At 73.1% G+C, this 15518-nt stretch carries 12 protein-coding genes; 6 read left to right on the forward strand and 6 right to left on the reverse strand.

Annotated elements, in window-relative coordinates:
• Positions 1–88: 88 nt before the first annotated feature.
• Positions 89–1219: a LacI family DNA-binding transcriptional regulator gene (locus ACT3TZ_RS11235; protein WP_444583511.1), complete on the reverse strand. Its 1131-nt coding sequence runs from the start codon at positions 1217–1219 to the stop codon at positions 89–91.
• Between the two features lie 129 nt (positions 1220–1348).
• Here ACT3TZ_RS11235 and ACT3TZ_RS11240 point away from each other — a divergent pair, with 129 nt between their 5' ends.
• The 3 genes from ACT3TZ_RS11240 to ACT3TZ_RS11250 are packed head-to-tail and all read left to right on the forward strand — an operon-like array spanning position 1349 to position 4199.
• Entirely contained in the window at positions 1349–2662 is a 1314-nt protein-coding gene (locus ACT3TZ_RS11240) for a sensor histidine kinase (RefSeq protein WP_444583512.1), read from the forward strand.
• A gap of 17 nt (positions 2663–2679) precedes the next feature.
• Positions 2680–3333 (forward strand): LuxR C-terminal-related transcriptional regulator, encoded by a 654-nt coding sequence (locus ACT3TZ_RS11245; RefSeq protein ID WP_444583523.1) that lies wholly within the window; start codon positions 2680–2682, stop codon positions 3331–3333.
• Positions 3333–4199, forward strand: a complete 867-nt coding sequence (locus ACT3TZ_RS11250; RefSeq protein WP_444583513.1) for a DUF4097 family beta strand repeat-containing protein — start codon at positions 3333–3335, stop codon at positions 4197–4199. The genes ACT3TZ_RS11245 and ACT3TZ_RS11250 overlap by 1 nt, the downstream gene beginning before the upstream one ends.
• Before the next feature lie 141 nt (positions 4200–4340).
• On the opposite strand, the gene acs is transcribed toward ACT3TZ_RS11250, so the two are convergent.
• The 5 genes from acs to ACT3TZ_RS11275 form a co-directional block, all read right to left on the reverse strand.
• Positions 4341–6320 (reverse strand): acetate--CoA ligase, encoded by a 1980-nt coding sequence (acs, locus tag ACT3TZ_RS11255; protein ID WP_444583514.1) that lies wholly within the window; start codon positions 6318–6320, stop codon positions 4341–4343.
• Between the two features lie 94 nt (positions 6321–6414).
• On the reverse strand, positions 6415–7242 hold the full coding sequence (locus ACT3TZ_RS11260; protein WP_444583515.1) for a hypothetical protein: 828 nt from the start codon (positions 7240–7242) through the stop codon (positions 6415–6417).
• Positions 7239–7397: a ribbon-helix-helix domain-containing protein gene (locus tag ACT3TZ_RS11265; RefSeq protein ID WP_444583516.1), complete on the reverse strand. Its 159-nt coding sequence runs from the start codon at positions 7395–7397 to the stop codon at positions 7239–7241. Before ACT3TZ_RS11265 ends, ACT3TZ_RS11260 begins: the two co-directional genes overlap by 4 nt.
• A gap of 104 nt (positions 7398–7501) precedes the next feature.
• Complete coding sequence (locus tag ACT3TZ_RS11270) at positions 7502–8896, reverse strand: L-serine ammonia-lyase (RefSeq protein WP_444583517.1); 1395 nt, start codon at positions 8894–8896, stop codon at positions 7502–7504.
• Positions 8896–10689, reverse strand: coding sequence for a DEAD/DEAH box helicase (locus ACT3TZ_RS11275; RefSeq protein ID WP_444583518.1), 1794 nt, complete (start codon positions 10687–10689; stop codon positions 8896–8898). Before ACT3TZ_RS11275 ends, ACT3TZ_RS11270 begins: the two co-directional genes overlap by 1 nt.
• A 181-nt stretch (positions 10690–10870) precedes the next feature.
• Between ACT3TZ_RS11275 and panD the strand changes: the two genes are divergently transcribed.
• From panD to leuS, 3 genes are all read left to right on the forward strand, one after another.
• Entirely contained in the window at positions 10871–11278 is a 408-nt protein-coding gene (panD, locus tag ACT3TZ_RS11280) for an aspartate 1-decarboxylase (protein WP_444583519.1), read from the forward strand.
• A gap of 19 nt (positions 11279–11297) precedes the next feature.
• Positions 11298–12230 (forward strand): AEC family transporter, encoded by a 933-nt coding sequence (locus ACT3TZ_RS11285; protein WP_444583520.1) that lies wholly within the window; start codon positions 11298–11300, stop codon positions 12228–12230.
• A 267-nt stretch (positions 12231–12497) separates the two neighbouring features.
• Entirely contained in the window at positions 12498–15431 is a 2934-nt protein-coding gene (leuS, locus tag ACT3TZ_RS11290) for a leucine--tRNA ligase (protein WP_444583521.1), read from the forward strand.
• Positions 15432–15518 lie beyond the last annotated feature (87 nt).

Here is a 15518-nt window from a genome sequence, read left to right on the forward strand (position 1 = left end):
CGCCCGAGGCGGGGTGACGGGCCGCGCACCGCGACGCGGCGCAGGTCAGCGCCACGAGGATCCCGTGCGGCAGGCCCGTCCCCGGGCCTCAGTCGACGTGGACGCGGGTGCGGCGGGGCTGGTCCCGGCGCGGCGGCGCGGAGGTGGAGCGGCGCGCCACGAGGGTCGGTGCGACGGCGATGTCACGGGCGTCGCCCTCGAGGCCGCCGATCCGCTCGACGAGGAACTGCGCGGCATGGGCGCCCATGCGCTCGGAGTCGGGGTCCACGCTCGTGAGGTCCACGAAGCTGGTGCCGCCGATCGCGGTGTTGCCGTAGCCGGCGACCGCGAGGCGGGTGGGGACGTCGTACCCGGCGTCGTGGGCGGCCGACAGCACCCCCATGGCCGCGACGTCGTTGGAGCAGGTGACGGCGGTGGGCACGGAGCTGCCCCGCAGGAGCATAGAACCCGCCGTCTCTCCCACCTGCTCGGTCAGGTCTCCGGGCTCGATGCGTGCCGAAGCCGACAGCCCGTGGCGGTCCATGGCGGCGCGGAAGGCGTCGGCGCGCTCGCGGGCGACGGCGGAGCCGACCCCGCCGACGTGGGCGATCTCGGTGTGTCCCAGCCCCACCAGGTGGTCCACGAGGAGTCCCTGGCCGACGCCGTCGTCGATCCGCACCGTGTCGAAGCGTCCGACCAGGCTCTCGGAGCAGCCGATGCCCACGAGGGGACGGTCCCCGGTGGCCTGCAGGGCGCTCTCGAGGTCCGCGAGGTCGGAGATCATGAGGAAGCCGTCGACGCCGAGGTCCAGCAGCGAGGAGATGGCCTCGGTGTCCGCGGCGACCGGGTACTCCGGGATGCGGCGGCGCGTGGGGACGACCACCGCCGTGCGGCCCGTCGCGGCGAGCTCGATGCGGATGGAGCGGACCAGGTCGGAGATCCAGGTGTTGCGCATCGTGTTGACGAGGACCGCGACGACGCCGCGGGCGTGGGCGCTCTCCGCGCTGACCTCGTCGAGGGGGAAGCCCAGGCGCTCGGCCTCCTCGCGGACGCGGGTGCGCATCTGGGGCTTGATGTCGTCGGCGCCGCGCAGGGCGCGCAGGGCCACCGCGCTCGAGATGCCGAGGGAGGCCGCGACGTCCCGCAGGGTCCCGCGGTCCTCGGTCGTGCGCCGCGCGCTCGTGATGCCGGCATCGGCGGTCGCGGGGGTGTCGGCCGGGGACTTCTCGTCGTCGCTCATGGAGACCATTGAACCGTATCGGACGCACCCCCGAGGCCCGGTCGCCCCGGTCCGACCGGGGGTTTTCCCCCTCCAGGTCGGGAGGCCGTCCACGTGGGTCGCCTCCGGCGGCGACCGTACGCTCGCAGCATGACCACCATCGCACCGGATCGCGCCGCGCCGGACGGGCTCCGCCCGACGGAGGCCGCGCCACCACGGACCCGACCGTCCCATCTCTTCGCCTCGGCCGCGAGCGTCCTGCTCTCGGGTCTGCTGGGCCTGACCTGGCTCTGGATCAGCGTCTCCGTGTTCTTCACCGGCCTCGCCGCGATCCCCGCGGTCGGCGCGGGCATGCTCCTGCTCATCCCGTGGGTCCTCGCGATGCGGGTCGCCGCGTCGTTCGAGCGACGCCGGGCGCTCGCGGCCCACGGGATCGACGTCGTCGTGCCGGCACGCCGCGTCTCGACCCGCACGGGTCTCGCGGGCCTTCTCGTGACCGTCTGGCTGGACGCGACGTCCTGGCAGTTCTGGCGCTCCGTGCTGCACCACCATGCGGTCATGGTCGTGGGCGTCCTCATCACCACCTTGTTCTGGATCCCGCTGGTGACCGTCTGGGGCATGGTCGAGGTCGCCGCCCAGGGCGTCCCGGTGCGATTCGCAGGCGGGACGTTCGGGACCTGGGGCCTCATCGGCCTGGCGGCCGTCGCCCTGCTCGTCGCGCTCGGCGCGCTGGTCCTCGGGGTGCTCGCCGAGCGCGGTCTGGGACGCGTCATGCTCCCCAGCGGCGACGACGCCCTGCGCGCGGAGGTCGCCGAGCTCACCGAGCGGCGCCAGGGCGCCGTGGACGCGGCCGACGCCGAGCGCCTGCGTATCGAACGGGATCTCCACGACGGGGTGCAGCCCCGGCTCGTGGCCCTCGGGATGACGCTGGGCATGGCCCGTCCCAAGATCGCGACGGACCCCGAGCGCGCCGAGCAGCTGGTGGGCGAGGCGCACGAGGAGACCAAGGCGATCATCACCGAGCTGCGCCAGCTGGCCCGCGGCATCCACCCGGCCGTGCTCACCGACCGGGGCCTGGACGCGGCGCTGTCCGCGCTCGCGGCGCGCTCGGTGGTGCCGGTCGACCTGCGGGTCGATCTCCCGCACCGCGCGGGTCGCGAGGAGGAGGCCGTGGCCTACTTCGTGGTCTCCGAGGCGCTGACCAACGTCGCCAAGCATGCCCGCGCCCAGCACATCACCGTCGATCTGCGGAGGGACGGCCCGGCCCTGCGGATCGTCGTCATCGACGACGGCGACGGCGGGGCGGCCGTCCGGCGCGACGGCGTCTCGACGGGGCTCGCGGGCCTGACCGACCGCGTGCGCGCCACCGGCGGCCGCCTGACCGTCGAGTCCGAGCCCGGGCGGGGCACCCGCCTGATCGCCACGATCCCCACCCCGCCGCCCTCGAAGGAGGATGTCCGATGACCACCCCGCACCGACCCCTGAGGATCGTCGTCGCCGAGGACTCCGTGCTGCTGCGCGCCGGGCTCGAACGCCTGCTCGTCGACGGCGGCCACGAGGTCGTCGCCGCGGTCGAGGACGCCACCGGCCTCCTCGACGCCGTGACCCGGCACGCCCCCGATCTCGCGATCGTCGACGTGCGCATGCCGCCGACCTTCACCGACGAGGGGATCCGCGCCGCGGTGCTCATCCGCAAGCAGGATCCCGACGTCGCCCTGCTGGTGCTGTCGCAGTACGTCGAGGAGCGGTACGCCTCCGAGCTCATCGCCGACTCCACCGGCTCCCTGGGATACGTGCTCAAGGACCGCGTGGCCGACGTCGAGGCCTTCCTCGGCGTGGTCGACGCCGTCGGGGCAGGCGGCACCGCGCTGGATCCCGAGGTGGTCCAGCAGATCCTCGTGCGCTCACGCCGCCGCTCGGTCCACGAGCGGCTGACCCCGCGCGAGCGCGAGGTGCTGCAGCTGATGGCCGAGGGCCGCTCGAACGCCTCGATCGCCGAGAGGCTGTACGTCTCGGCCGGAAGCGTCGAGAAGCACATCTCCTCGCTGTTCACCAAGCTCGACCTGACCCCCGAGGACGGCGAGAACCGTCGGGTGATGGCCGTCCTGCGCTACCTGGAATCGGAGGACCGCTGATGTCCACGCTCACCCCGCCCCGTCCCGCGCCCGCTCCCCCGCACCGCGTGATCCGTCCCTCCGAGCCCCTGGACCTGCCGCCGTCCTCGCAGCGCCGGTGGCGCGGCGCCCTCGTGGTCCTCGCGATCCTCATGCTGGCGCTCACGCTCGGAGGCCTGGCCGTCGGCAGCGTCCTGCGGGCCGTCGAGAGCTCGCGGTTCACCGAGATCCCGGCCACGCAGGGTCTGGGGACCCCCGGCACGCTCGAGGTCGCCACCGACATCGGCGATGTCAGCGTCCGCACCGATCCGACGGCCGAGGAGGTCACGATCCGGCTCCTGACCGACGGCGACGAGGCCTCCAGCCCGGAGACGGTCAAGGCCCGTATCTCGGTCGCCCCGATCCCGGGGGTGGCCGACGGCACCAGCGTGCGCGTCACCCTGCCCCACCACGACGGAGGGTTCTGGTGGTCGGGCACCTCCGGAGACGTCGAGCTGGTCGTCCCCGCATCCCTGGCCCCGACCATGGACCTCGACCTGACCACCGACATCGGCGACGTGGACGTCGCGGGCGAGTTCGCGGCGGTGGAGGCGCTGACCTCGACGGGCGGCATCGACCTCGATCTCGGCCGGATCACCGGGGAGGTCTCGGCGATCTCCGACCTCGGCGACGTCGACGTGCGCCTGGGCGAGAACTCGGCGCCCACGGCGGTGACCGCCCGCACGGACACCGGCGAGGTGACCGTGCGCCTGCCCGGCACCGGCGGGTACCGGATCACGGCCGAGACCGACCTCGGGGAACGGGTGGTCGACCCCTCCCTGGTCTCCGGCGACGGGATCCCGGTCACGGCCACCTCGGACCTCGGGGACGTGACCGTCGGCCGCTGAGCCGAGGCGGAACCACCTGCTCCCGGCACGACGATCCCCGCAGCCCTCCTCGGAGGGCTGCGGGGATCGCCGTGCACGGGGCGTCGCGGGGCCGACCGGGCTCGGACGGACCTGCCGGGCCTCGCGCGCGGCCGGGCCGGGTCAGCCCTGGGGCTTGAGGCCCTGCTGGATCAGCTCCATGACGGAGGAGTCGGCGAGGGTCTGGGTGTCCCCGACCTGCCGGTTCTCGGCCACGTCGCGCAGCAGACGCCGCATGATCTTGCCCGAGCGGGTCTTGGGCAGCTCGGTGACCACGAGCACCTGGCGCGGACGGGCGATCGGACCGATCTGCGAGCCGACGTGCCGGCGCAGAGTCTGCGAGGCCGCGTCCTGGCCGCCCGCCGCCTCGACCTCGGACTCCGCGCTCGAGCGCAGGATCACGAAGGCGACGACGGCCTGGCCGGTCGTCTCGTCGCTGGCACCGACCACGGCTGCCTCGGCCACCCACGGATGGGACACCAGCGACGACTCGATCTCGGTGGTCGAGAGGCGGTGGCCGGAGACGTTCATGACGTCGTCGACCCGGCCGAGGAACCAGATGTCGCCGTCCTCGTCCTTGCGGGCGCCGTCCCCGGCGAAGTACTGCCCGGGGAACCGCGACCAGTAGGTGTCGATGAACCGCTGCTCGTCGCCCCAGATCCCGCGCAGCATCGAGGGCCACGGCTCGGTGATCACGAGGTAGCCGCCCTGGCCGTCGGCCACCGGCTCCCCCGCGTCGTTCAGCACATCCACCGAGATCCCCGGCAGCGGCACCTGCGCCGAGCCCGGCTTGGTGGCGGTGATGCCCGGCAGCGGCGAGATCATGATCGCGCCGGTCTCGGTCTGCCACCAGGTGTCCACGATCGGGCAGCGGTCCCCGCCGATCACCCGGCGGTACCACTCCCAGGCCTCGGGGTTGATGGGCTCGCCGACGCTGCCCAGCAGCCGCAGCGAGGACAGGTCGAACCGTCCCGGGATCTCCTCGCCCCACTTCATGGCGCTGCGGATCGCGGTGGGAGCCGTGTACAGCAGGGTCACGCCGTGCTTCTGCACGATCTCCCACCAGCGGCCCTGGTGCGGCGCGTCGGGCGTCGACTCGTAGATGACCTGGGTCGCGCGGTTCAGGAGCGGTCCGTAGGTGACGTAGGTGTGCCCCGTGACCCAGCCGATGTCCGCCGTGCACCAGTACACGTCGGTGTCGGGCTTGAGGTCGAAGACGTTGCGGTGGGTGTAGGCCGCCTGGGTCAGGTAGCCGCCCGTGGTGTGGATGATGCCCTTGGGCTTCCCGGTGGTGCCGGAGGTGTAGAGGATGAACAGCGGGTGCTCGGCCCCGACCCATACCGGGGTGTGCTCGATCGAGGCCTGCTCGCGGGCCTCGTGCCACCAGACGTCGCGCTCGGGCGTCCAGGCGACCTCGCCGCCGGTGCGGCGGACCACGAGCACGTGGCGCACCGACTGGGCGCCGTGGGACAGCGCCTCGTCCACGGCGGGCTTCAGCGGCAGCTTCCTGCCCTTGCGGAACTGCCCGTCGGCGGTGATCACCGCGACCGCCTCGGCGTCCTCGATGCGGGACCGCAGGGCGTCGGCGGAGAACCCGCCGAAGACCACCGAGTGCGTCGCGCCGATGCGTGCGCAGGCGAGCATCGCCATGACGGCCTCGGGGATCATCGGCATGTAGATCGCGACCCGGTCCCCGGTCTCCACGCCCAGGGAGACCAGGACGTTGGCCATGCGGCTGACCTCGTCCTGCAGCTCGCCGTAGGTGATCGCCCGGTCCTCGCCGTCTTCGTACTCGACGAGCAGCGCGGCCTGGTCGCCGTGCCCGGACTCGACGTGGCGGTCCACGGCGTTGTAGCAGGCGTTCAGACGTCCGTCGGCGAACCAGCGGGCGAACGGCGGGTTGGTCCAGTCGAGGGTCTCGGTGGGCACCGTCTCCCAGCTCAGGAGCGAGGCGCGGTCCTTCCAGAAGGCCAGGCGGTCCCGCGCGGCCTCCTGGTAGAGCGAGGGGCGGGCGTTGGCGTCCTGGACGAACTGCGAACTGGGGGGATACGTGCGCGACTCGTGGGACAGGTTGTCGATACCGGTCGTGGTGTCGTCGGCCATCTGCACTCCTGCGTGTCAGGGCATCGGCGCGCAGCGTCGACACCGATGGGTTCGGCGCCACCGTATCCCACCGAGACCTGCACCACAGGCGGTCTCAGAGGACGGGATGCGGGTGGATCTCGACGTGCTGTCCGTCGGGGTCGGTGACGTGCACGGCCCGGGCGCCGTCCTCGACGAGCCGGGCCTCGTGCCCTGCCGCGCGGAGCCGGTCCACCAGGACGGCGAGGTCCTCGGCGGTGGAGAACGACAGCCGTGCGAGCGCGACGTCCCCGAAGTCCGACCTGCCCTCGCGGGAGACGGGCAGGCCGTCGATCGGCGCGTGGAGGCCGATGCTGCCGGCGCCCGGCCCGCCGGCGAGCTCGCGGTAGTCGGGCGCGGCCAGACCGTCGGACGTGAAGCCGAGACCGGCGAAGAAGGCCTCGTCGGCGTCCGGGTCCGCGGAGGAGCGCACGGCGACCACGGTGACGCCGGGATCCGGGCGGGGACCCTCGTGGCCGATGTAGCCGTACAGGTCCGTCTGGGTCTCGTTGATCCCCAGCTCCTCGCCGAGGCGCCCGAGGACGCACCCCTGGCGCCCGTAGGACTCGTCCCAGACCCGCGCCTGCAGGCCGAGCGCCTCGAGGTGGGACCGCGCGGCGTCGAGGTCGTCGGTCGTGAAGTTCAGGTGGGTCTCCCCCGCGGCCGAGGCCGTCTCGGAGCCGGCGGCGCGGTGGACCATGAGCGCCCCGGCCCCGGCGCGCAGCTCGCCGAAGCTGTTGCGGTCGGTGGTGACCAGGGGCGCGAGGCCGAGGAGCGCCGTGAAGTCGATCATCGCGGCCGGATCGTCGCTGAACCGGACGGGGAAGACCGTGATCAGCGGCGACGCGGTGGCAGGCGGGGTCTCGTGGGTCGCGGGACGCGGGGACGGCGAGGGCGTGGTCATGAGGGCTTCCTCTCGAGGTGGGCGATGAGGGCGCGCTCGACGAGTGCGCTCAGCGACGTGCCCTCGTCGATCGCGCGGTGCTTGACCGCGGTGACGAGGTCGGGCGGCAGGTAGACGTTGAACTGCACCTTGCGCGGGGCCGGCGTGGACGACATGCGAGCACGCTAGCAATCTAGGATGCAGGGGGCAAGGCACCCCAGCGGGAAGCGCGCAGGCGCGCACAGGGCGGAGGGCGAAGAGCGGAGTTCGGAGGGCGCGCTCAGCACTCCGGGAGCGAGACGGGCACCGCGGTCACCGCGAGCCCGCCCATGGCGGTCTCCTTGTAGCGCTCGGACATGTCCTTGCCGGTGCGGCGCATGGTCTCGATGACGGTGTCGAGGGAGACGAAGTGCTCCCCGTTGCCGCGCAGCGCGAAGCGTGCCGCCGTGATCGCCTTGACCGCGGCCATGGCGTTGCGCTCGATGCACGGCACCTGCACCAGGCCGCCGACGGGGTCGCAGGTCAGGCCCAGGTTGTGCTCCATCGCGATCTCCGCGGCGTTCTCGACCTGGGCGGGCTTGCCGCCCATCACCTCGGCGAGCCCGGCGGCGGCCATCGAGCAGGCCGATCCCACCTCCCCCTGGCAGCCGACCTCGGCGCCGGAGATCGAGGCGTTCTCCTTGTAGAGGGAGCCGATCGCCCCGGCGGTCAGCAGGAACCGCACGGCCACCTCGTCGGGATCCGTGTCGGCGAGGTACTGGGTCGCGTAGAACAGCACCGCCGGGATGATGCCGGCGGCCCCGTTCGTGGGGGCCGTGACGACCCGCCCCCCGGCGGCGTTCTCCTCGTTGACGGCGAGCGCGGCGAGCGAGACCCACTCGTGGGCGTTCATCGCCAGGCGCGCGGGGTCCTCCGCCTCGAGGGACTCGCGCCAGGCGCTCGCGCGCCGCGGCACCTCGAGCCCCCCGGGGAGCACCCCCGAGGTCGACATGCCGCGCGCGATGCAGTTCCGCATCGCGCCCCAGATGCGCAGGGCGCCCTGCCGGATCTCCTCGTCGCCGCGCCACTGGCGCTCGCGCAGGAGCATGACGTCGGACATGGACATGCCGCGCTCGGAGCAGACCCGCAGGAGCTCGTCCCCGGTGGTGAAGATGCTGCGTCCGCCCTCCTCCGCGGCGACCTCGGAGATCGAGCGGTCCATCTCGGCGGCATCGACGACGAATCCGCCGCCGACCGAGAACATCTCCCGGCGCACGAGATCGCCGCCGTCGGCGTCGAGGGCCACGAAGACCATGCCGTTGGAATGCTGGGGCAGGAAGGTCAGGGAGTGCAGCACGATCGTGTCCGGGCGCAGGGAGACGGGCACGCGCCCGTCCAGCAGCAGTCCTCCGTGCTCGGCGATCTCGGCCACGCGCTCTCGTCCTGCCACCGGGTCCACCGTCTCGGGGTCGGCGCCCTCGAGGCCCATCACGATCGCGTCGAGCGTGCCGTGCCCGTGTCCCGTCGCCGCGAGCGAGCCGTAGAGGTGCACCGCGACGTCATGGACCCGCGGCCCGAGCTCGGGATCCGCGAGGACCTCGCGGGCGAAGGTCGCGGCGGCGCGCATGGGCCCCACCGTGTGGGAGCTGGAGGGTCCGATCCCGATCTTGAACAGGTCGAACAGGCTGATGGCCATCAGCGGCCCCGGCTGTTCCCGCCACCGCGGCCCTGCGAGCGCCCGCCGGAGCCGGAGCCCCGCGACCCGCCGCCCCGCGAGGCACCGCCGGACCCGGCGCCGCGCGATCCGGTGCCCCGCGAGGCTCCCCCGGCCCCGGCCCCGGCCCCGGCGCCGCGCGATCCGCCGCCCCGGGAGGACCCGCCTGCCCCGGAGTGCCGGGACCCGGCATCCCGGGAGGAGTCGCCGGCCCTGCCGCGGGAGCCCCCGCCGGAGCCGCCGCGCGAGGTCCGGGACAAGCCGTCGCCGGACCCGCCCTGGGAGGCACCGTCCCACGAGCCGCCGCCGGAGGCCTTGGCCCCGGATCGTCGTGCGGAACCGCCGCGGGCGCCGCTCGCCCGGCCGCCGCCGCGAGGGGCCGGCCTGCCACCACGGCCGCCCCGCCCACCGCGACCCGGACGATCCGTCGACTCGGCGTCCTCGTCCCAGGACGCACGACGCTCCTCGTTGAGGCGGCGCTCGGCGGCTCGCCGGGCGTCGGCCCCCGAGGTGCGCAGCACGTCGAGCTTGCGCGGCGCCCCCTTGTATTTCACGAGCGCCGGGTCCTCGGCGGGAGAGCCCGCCGGGGAGCGTCCGCCGAGCGCGTCGAGCTCCGGCGCCGACTCGTCATGGATGTCCGCCCAGGTCGGCTCGACCTCGGCGCCCTGGGCGACATGCTTCATCGACCGCGTCTGGTGCGGCAGGGCCAGCGTCACGACGGAGCCCGCGGCTCCCGCGCGCGCCGTGCGGCCCGAGCGGTGCACGTACTCCTTGACGTCGTCGGAGGGGTCGACGTGGATCACCATCGACACGTCGTCGATGTGCAGGCCCCGGGCCGCGACGTCGGTCGCGACCAGGGTGTCGAACCCCCCGGCGCGGAATCCCGCCAGGACGTTGGTGCGCAGGCCCTGCTGCTTGTTGCCGTGCAGGGCCGCGGCGGGGATCCCGACCTCCAGCAGCTCGGCGGCGACGCGCTCGGCGCCGAGCTGGGTGCGGGTGAAGAGGAGGGTGCGCCCCTCGCGGGCCGCGAGCTGCGCGGTGATCTGCCGTTTGCGCTGGGGGTTGATCGCCAGGACGTGGTGGTCCATGGTGCGCACCGCCGCGGCGACGGGGGTCGTCTCGTGCGTCACGGGATCCACGAGGAAGCGGTCGGTGATCTCGGAGACCTGGCCGTCCAGCGTCGCCGAGAACAGCATCTTCTGGGTGCCCATCGGCACGTGCTGCAGGATCTCGACGACGTCGGGCAGGAACCCGAGATCGGCCATGTGGTCGGCCTCGTCGATGACGGTGGTCTCCACGAGGTCCAGCGACAGCGCCTCGCGCTGGGCCAGGTCGATGAGGCGGCCGGGGGTGGCCACGACGATCTCGACGCCGCGGGCGAGGGCATCGGCCTGCTTCTCGATGTTCATGCCGCCGGCGACGAGCTGGGCCTTGATGCCGACCGCGCGGGCGAAGGGGTGGATCGTGTCGACCACCTGGACGGCGAGCTCCCGGGTGGGGACGAGCACGATGCCCAGCGGACGTCTGCGGTGGACCTTGCGGCCGCGGAACCGCGAGCACATCGCCAGGGTGAAGGCGAGAGTCTTGCCGGAGCCGGTCTCGGCGCGGGCCAGGACGTCGCGGCCCGCGAGCGCATCGGGCAGGATCGCGCTCTGGATCTCGAAGGCCCTCTCGAGCCCCTGGTCGGCGAGCACATCGAGGAGCTCGTCGGGCAGCGCCATGTCCTCGAAGCGCTCACCGGCGTGCGTCGAGCGGCGGCGTCGGGCCTTGGGCATGGTTCCTCCTGGGGACGGGGCGGGCCCCACCATCATCCCGCACGCCCCGCCCGACAGGGGGGAACCACGGGGTCAGCGACCCCGATCGCGGCCCCGGCGTCATCGACGTCACGTCCGATCCACGTCCCCGCGTGGCCTGGGCCACCGTCGGTGCTCAGAAGGCGTGGAAGACTGGTCGGCGATGATGCGCACACTCCTGACCGCGAAGATCCACCGCGCGACCGTCACCCAGGCCGATCTGCACTACGTCGGCTCCGTGACGGTCGATGCCGACCTGCTCGAGGCCGCCGGGATCCTCGAGAACGAGCAGGTGAGCATCGTCGACGTGACCAATGGCGCCCGTCTCGAGACGTATGCGATCACGGGTCCGCGCGGAGACGGCGGCATCTGCATCAACGGCGCCGCCGCGCACCTGGTCCACCCCGGCGACCTCGTGATCCTCATCGCCTACGGCCAGTTCGCCGAGGACGAGGCCCGCCGTCACCGTCCGCGGATCGTCCACGTCGACGCGGACAACCGCATCGTCCACGTGGGCGAGGACCCCGCCCAGGCCGTGCCGGGCATGCCCGACCAGGTCTCCAGCCGCTGATGCGGCCCCGCGGCGCACCGTGACAGGGGTCCTCTCGGGGTTCTTCATCGTCTGGGCCCTGATCGGCACCGGATGGCTGGTGGGCCGCAGCGGCGTCCTCGGGGACACCGCACATGCCCGGTTCGTGCTGAACCGGGTCACGTTCTTCGTCGCCTCGCCGGCGCTGGTGCTGCTGTCCCTCCTCGAATCCGACGTGGGGTCCCTGCTGGGCGCCCCCATCGCCGTCGCCGCGATCGCGGGCCTGATCACGGGCGGGGTCGTGTTCACCGGCGTGCGCCTCGCCTCGCAGCGCGGCAACGCCGACGTCGCCGTCACGGCGATCTGCGCGTCCGTGGCCAACGGCGCCAACATGGGTTTCCCCATCGCGACCTACGTGCTGGGCTCCCCCGCGCACGCCCTGCCGGTGATCCTCTTCCAGCAGGCGATCTACACGCCGATCTACCAGTTCGCCCTGCACACCGTCACGAGCAGCTCCCGGCCCAGCGCCCGCAGCATGCTGCGCGGCGTCCTCACCAACCCGACGATCGTCGCGGCCGCCCTCGGGATCGTGCTCGTGGCCCTGGGCGTGCAGGTGCCCAAGCTTCTGCTCGCCCCCCTGGACTCGCTCGCGGACCTCGCGATCCCCGGGATGCTCCTGGCCTTCGGGCTCTCCCTGCTGGGATCCTCGCCGCTGGCCAAGGACGACGGCTACCGCGGCCTCATCACGGTCGCGAGCCTGGCCAAGCTGCTGCTCATGCCCGCCGTCGCCCTCGGCGCGGGCCTGCTGCTGGGCCTGCAGGGCCACGCCCTGTTCGCGGTGGTGGTGATGGCGGCGCTGCCCACCGCGCAGAACGTGTTCGTGGCCGCCTCGCGCTACGGGGCCAGCGAGGAGCTGGCGCGGGACACGGTGCTCGTGACGACCATCGGCACCGTCCTGACGCTGCTGGGGGTCTCGGCGCTGCTGGGGGCGTGAGCGCAGGCCGGGCATCGGCGGCGCTCCCCGTCACGTCCGCAGCACCGCCCTCCGCCGGGACGACGTGTCCGCCGCCGAAAGGCGACGGCGTACGATGGAGATGTGGCACGTCGGCTCCTTCTTCCGTAGCCGCGTCGAAGCACGTCCCGGATCGCCATGGGCGCACCGCCCGGACCCGGGACATCGACGCGGCCCCCTCGCTTGCGCGAGGGTTTTTTCATGTCGGGACACGGACGCCGCCCAGGACGACGCACGAGCGAGGAACAGATGACCGAGTCGACGACTCAGCACCGCTACACGGCCGCGATGGCCGACAGCATCGAGCACCGCTGGCAGGAGCGGTGGAGCCAGGACGGCGCCTTCGAGGCCCCCAACCCCACCGGTCCGCTGAGCGACGGGACGCCCGCCGTGGACCTGCCCGAGAAGTCCTTCATCATGGACATGTTCCCCTACCCCTCGGGGTCGGGACTGCACGTGGGTCACCCGCTGGGCTACATCGCCACCGACGTCGTGGCCCGCCACCACCGGATGCTGGGCCGCAACGTGCTGTACACGATGGGCTACGACGCCTTCGGCCTGCCCGCCGAGCAGTACGCCGTGCAGACGGGCACCCACCCGCGCACCACCACCGAGGCGAACATCGCCAACATGCGCCGCCAGCTGCACCGCCTGGGCCTGTCCCACGACCCGCGGCGCTCCTTCGCGACCACCGACCCGGAGTTCGTGCGCTGGACCCAGTGGATCTTCCTGCGCCTGTTCGACTCCTGGTACGACCCCCAGGCACCCAACGCCGACGGCGTCACCGGCCGCGCCCGCCCCGTCTCCGAGCTGCGCGAGGAGCTGCGCGCCGGGACCGTGGACCCCTACGCCCTGGCCGACCGCCAGAACGTGACCCTGCCCGCCGTGTGGGCCGAACGCACGGCGGCCGACGTCCCCGCTGCGAGCGATGCCGAGCTGGAGGAGCTGGCCGCGAGCTTCCGCCTGGCCTACATCTCCGAGACCCCCGTGAACTGGTCCCCGGGCCTGGGCACGGTGCTGGCCAACGAGGAGGTCACCCACGACGGGCGCTCCGAGGTGGGCAACTTCCCCGTGTTCCGCCGCACCCTGCGCCAGTGGAACATGCGGATCACGGCCTACGCCGACCGCCTGCTGGAGGACCTCGAGCGCGTGGACTGGCCCGAGTCGGTGCGCGCGATGCAGCGCAACTGGATCGGACGGAGCGAGGGCGCCCAGGTGACCTTCGAGGTCGTGGGGCTCTCCCCCGCGCCCGTGGAGACGCCGACCTTCGACGTGTTCACCACGCGGGTGGACACCCTGTTCGGCGCGACCTTCTGCGTCCTGGCGCCCGAGCACGCGCTGCTGGCCGACGTCGAGGCCCTGCCCGCCGCGTGGCCCGAGGGCACCGACGCGGCGTGGACGGGCGGCGCCGCGACCCCGCGCGAGGCCGTCGCCGCCTACCGCGAGCGCGCCGCGGCGGCCGACGAGGCCGACCGCACCGCCGAGGACCGCGAGAAGACCGGCGTGTTCACAGGCCTGTGGGCCACCAACCCCATGGACGGACGCACCCTGCCCGTCTTCACCGCCGATTACGTGCTGACCGGCTACGGGACCGGCGCGATCATGGCCGTCCCCGCCGAGGACGAGCGCGACTTCGCCTTCGCCGAGCGCTTCGCGCTGCCGGTGATCCGCACTGTCCGCCCGCCGGAGGACTTCGAGGGCGGCGCCTGGACCGGGGACGGGGAGAAGATCAACTCCGCGAGCGCGGAGCTGGACCTCGACGGCCTGGACAAAGCTGAGGCCAAGGCCCGTGCCGTCGAGTACGCCGAGGCCCGGGGGTTCGGGCGCGCACGCACCACCTACCGTCTGCGCGACTGGCTGTTCTCGCGCCAGCGCTACTGGGGCGAGCCCTTCCCGATCGTCTACGACCCGGCCGATCCCGAGACGCCCATCGCCCTGCCGGAGTCGATGCTGCCGGTGGACCTGCCGGAGGTCGCCGACTTCTCCCCGCGCACCTTCGACCCCCTGGACTCCGAGACCGAGCCCCAGACCCCGCTCTCGCGCGCCGAGGACTGGGTCGAGGTGGAGCTGGACCTGGGCGACGGTGTGCGCACCTACCGCCGCGAGACCAACGTGATGCCCCAGTGGGCCGGCTCCAGCTGGTACCCGTTGCGGTATGTCGACCCCACCAACGACGAACGCCTGGTCGACCCCGAGGACGAGGCGTACTGGATGGGCCCGCGCACCCCCGGGGACGTCGGCGGCGTGGACCTGTACGTCGGCGGCGTCGAGCATGCGGTGCTGCACCTGCTGTACTCGCGGTTCTGGCACAAGGTGCTGTTCGACCGCGGGGACGTCACCAGCCGTGAGCCCTTCCACCGCCTGTTCAACCAGGGCTACATCCAGGCCTTCGCGTACACCGACGAGCGCGGCGTGCACGTGCCGGCCGCGGACGTCGTGGCCGGTGACGACGGCACCTTCACCTACGAGGGCCGCCCCGTCACCCAGGAGTACGGGAAGATGGGCAAGTCCCTGAAGAACTCCGTCTCCCCCGACGAGATGTACGAGGAGTACGGCGCCGACACCCTGCGCGTCTACGAGATGTCGATGGGTCCGCTGGACCTGTCGCGCCCGTGGGAGACCCGCGCGGTGGTGGGGTCCCAGCGGTTCCTGCAGCGCCTGTGGCGCCTGGTGGTCGACGAGACCACCGGCGAGTCCGTCGTGACCGACGAGCCTGCCTCCGCGGAGACCCTGCGCGCCGTGCATCGCACCATCGAGGGCGTACGCCGGGACATGGACGCCCTGGGCTTCAACACGGCGATCGCCAAGCTCATCGAGCTGGTCAACCACCTCACGAAGGTCGGGGCCTCTCCGCGCGCGGCCATCGAGCCGCTCGTGCTGATGACGTCACCGTTCGCGCCCCATGTGGCCGAGGAGCTGTGGTCCCACCTGGGCCACGAGGAGTCCCTGGCCCGTGCGCCGTACCCCGTCGCGGACCCGGCACTGGCCGCCGAGGAGTCGGTGACGTGCGTCGTCCAGGTCAAGGGCAAGGTGCGCTACCGCATCGAGGTCTCCCCCGACATCTCCGACGCCGACCTCGAGGCGACGGTGCTGGCCGAGCCCGCCGTGCAGGCGCTGATCGGCGAGCAGACGCTGCGCAAGGTCATCGTGCGCGCCCCCAAGCTCGTGAACCTGGTGGTGTGAGCGCCTCGTCCGATCGCGCGGCAGCAGGCCCACCGGAGCGGGGGGGGGGGGGGGGGGGGGCGGCCCCCCCCCCCCCCCCCCCCCCCC

The organism is Brachybacterium sp. AOP25-B2-12 (assembly GCF_052378625.1).
In the GTDB taxonomy this organism is placed as follows: domain Bacteria; phylum Actinomycetota; class Actinomycetes; order Actinomycetales; family Dermabacteraceae; genus Brachybacterium.

What these genes read in the sequence shown, in the direction of transcription:
- ACT3TZ_RS11250 (WP_444583513.1), top strand. Translation starts at nt 3,333, where the DNA reads ATGTCCACGCTCACCCCGCCCCGTCCCGCGCCCGCTCCCCCGCACCGC.
- ACT3TZ_RS11235 (WP_444583511.1), bottom strand. Translation starts at nt 1,219, where the DNA reads ATGAGCGACGACGAGAAGTCCCCGGCCGACACCCCCGCGACCGCCGAT.
- acs (WP_444583514.1), bottom strand. Translation starts at nt 6,320, where the DNA reads ATGGCCGACGACACCACGACCGGTATCGACAACCTGTCCCACGAGTCG.
- leuS (WP_444583521.1), top strand. Translation starts at nt 12,498, where the DNA reads ATGACCGAGTCGACGACTCAGCACCGCTACACGGCCGCGATGGCCGAC.
- ACT3TZ_RS11265 (WP_444583516.1), bottom strand. Translation starts at nt 7,397, where the DNA reads ATGTCGTCCACGCCGGCCCCGCGCAAGGTGCAGTTCAACGTCTACCTG.
- ACT3TZ_RS11270 (WP_444583517.1), bottom strand. Translation starts at nt 8,896, where the DNA reads ATGGCCATCAGCCTGTTCGACCTGTTCAAGATCGGGATCGGACCCTCC.
- ACT3TZ_RS11240 (WP_444583512.1), top strand. Translation starts at nt 1,349, where the DNA reads ATGACCACCATCGCACCGGATCGCGCCGCGCCGGACGGGCTCCGCCCG.
- ACT3TZ_RS11260 (WP_444583515.1), bottom strand. Translation starts at nt 7,242, where the DNA reads ATGACCACGCCCTCGCCGTCCCCGCGTCCCGCGACCCACGAGACCCCG.
- ACT3TZ_RS11275 (WP_444583518.1), bottom strand. Translation starts at nt 10,689, where the DNA reads ATGCCCAAGGCCCGACGCCGCCGCTCGACGCACGCCGGTGAGCGCTTC.
- panD (WP_444583519.1), top strand. Translation starts at nt 10,871, where the DNA reads ATGATGCGCACACTCCTGACCGCGAAGATCCACCGCGCGACCGTCACC.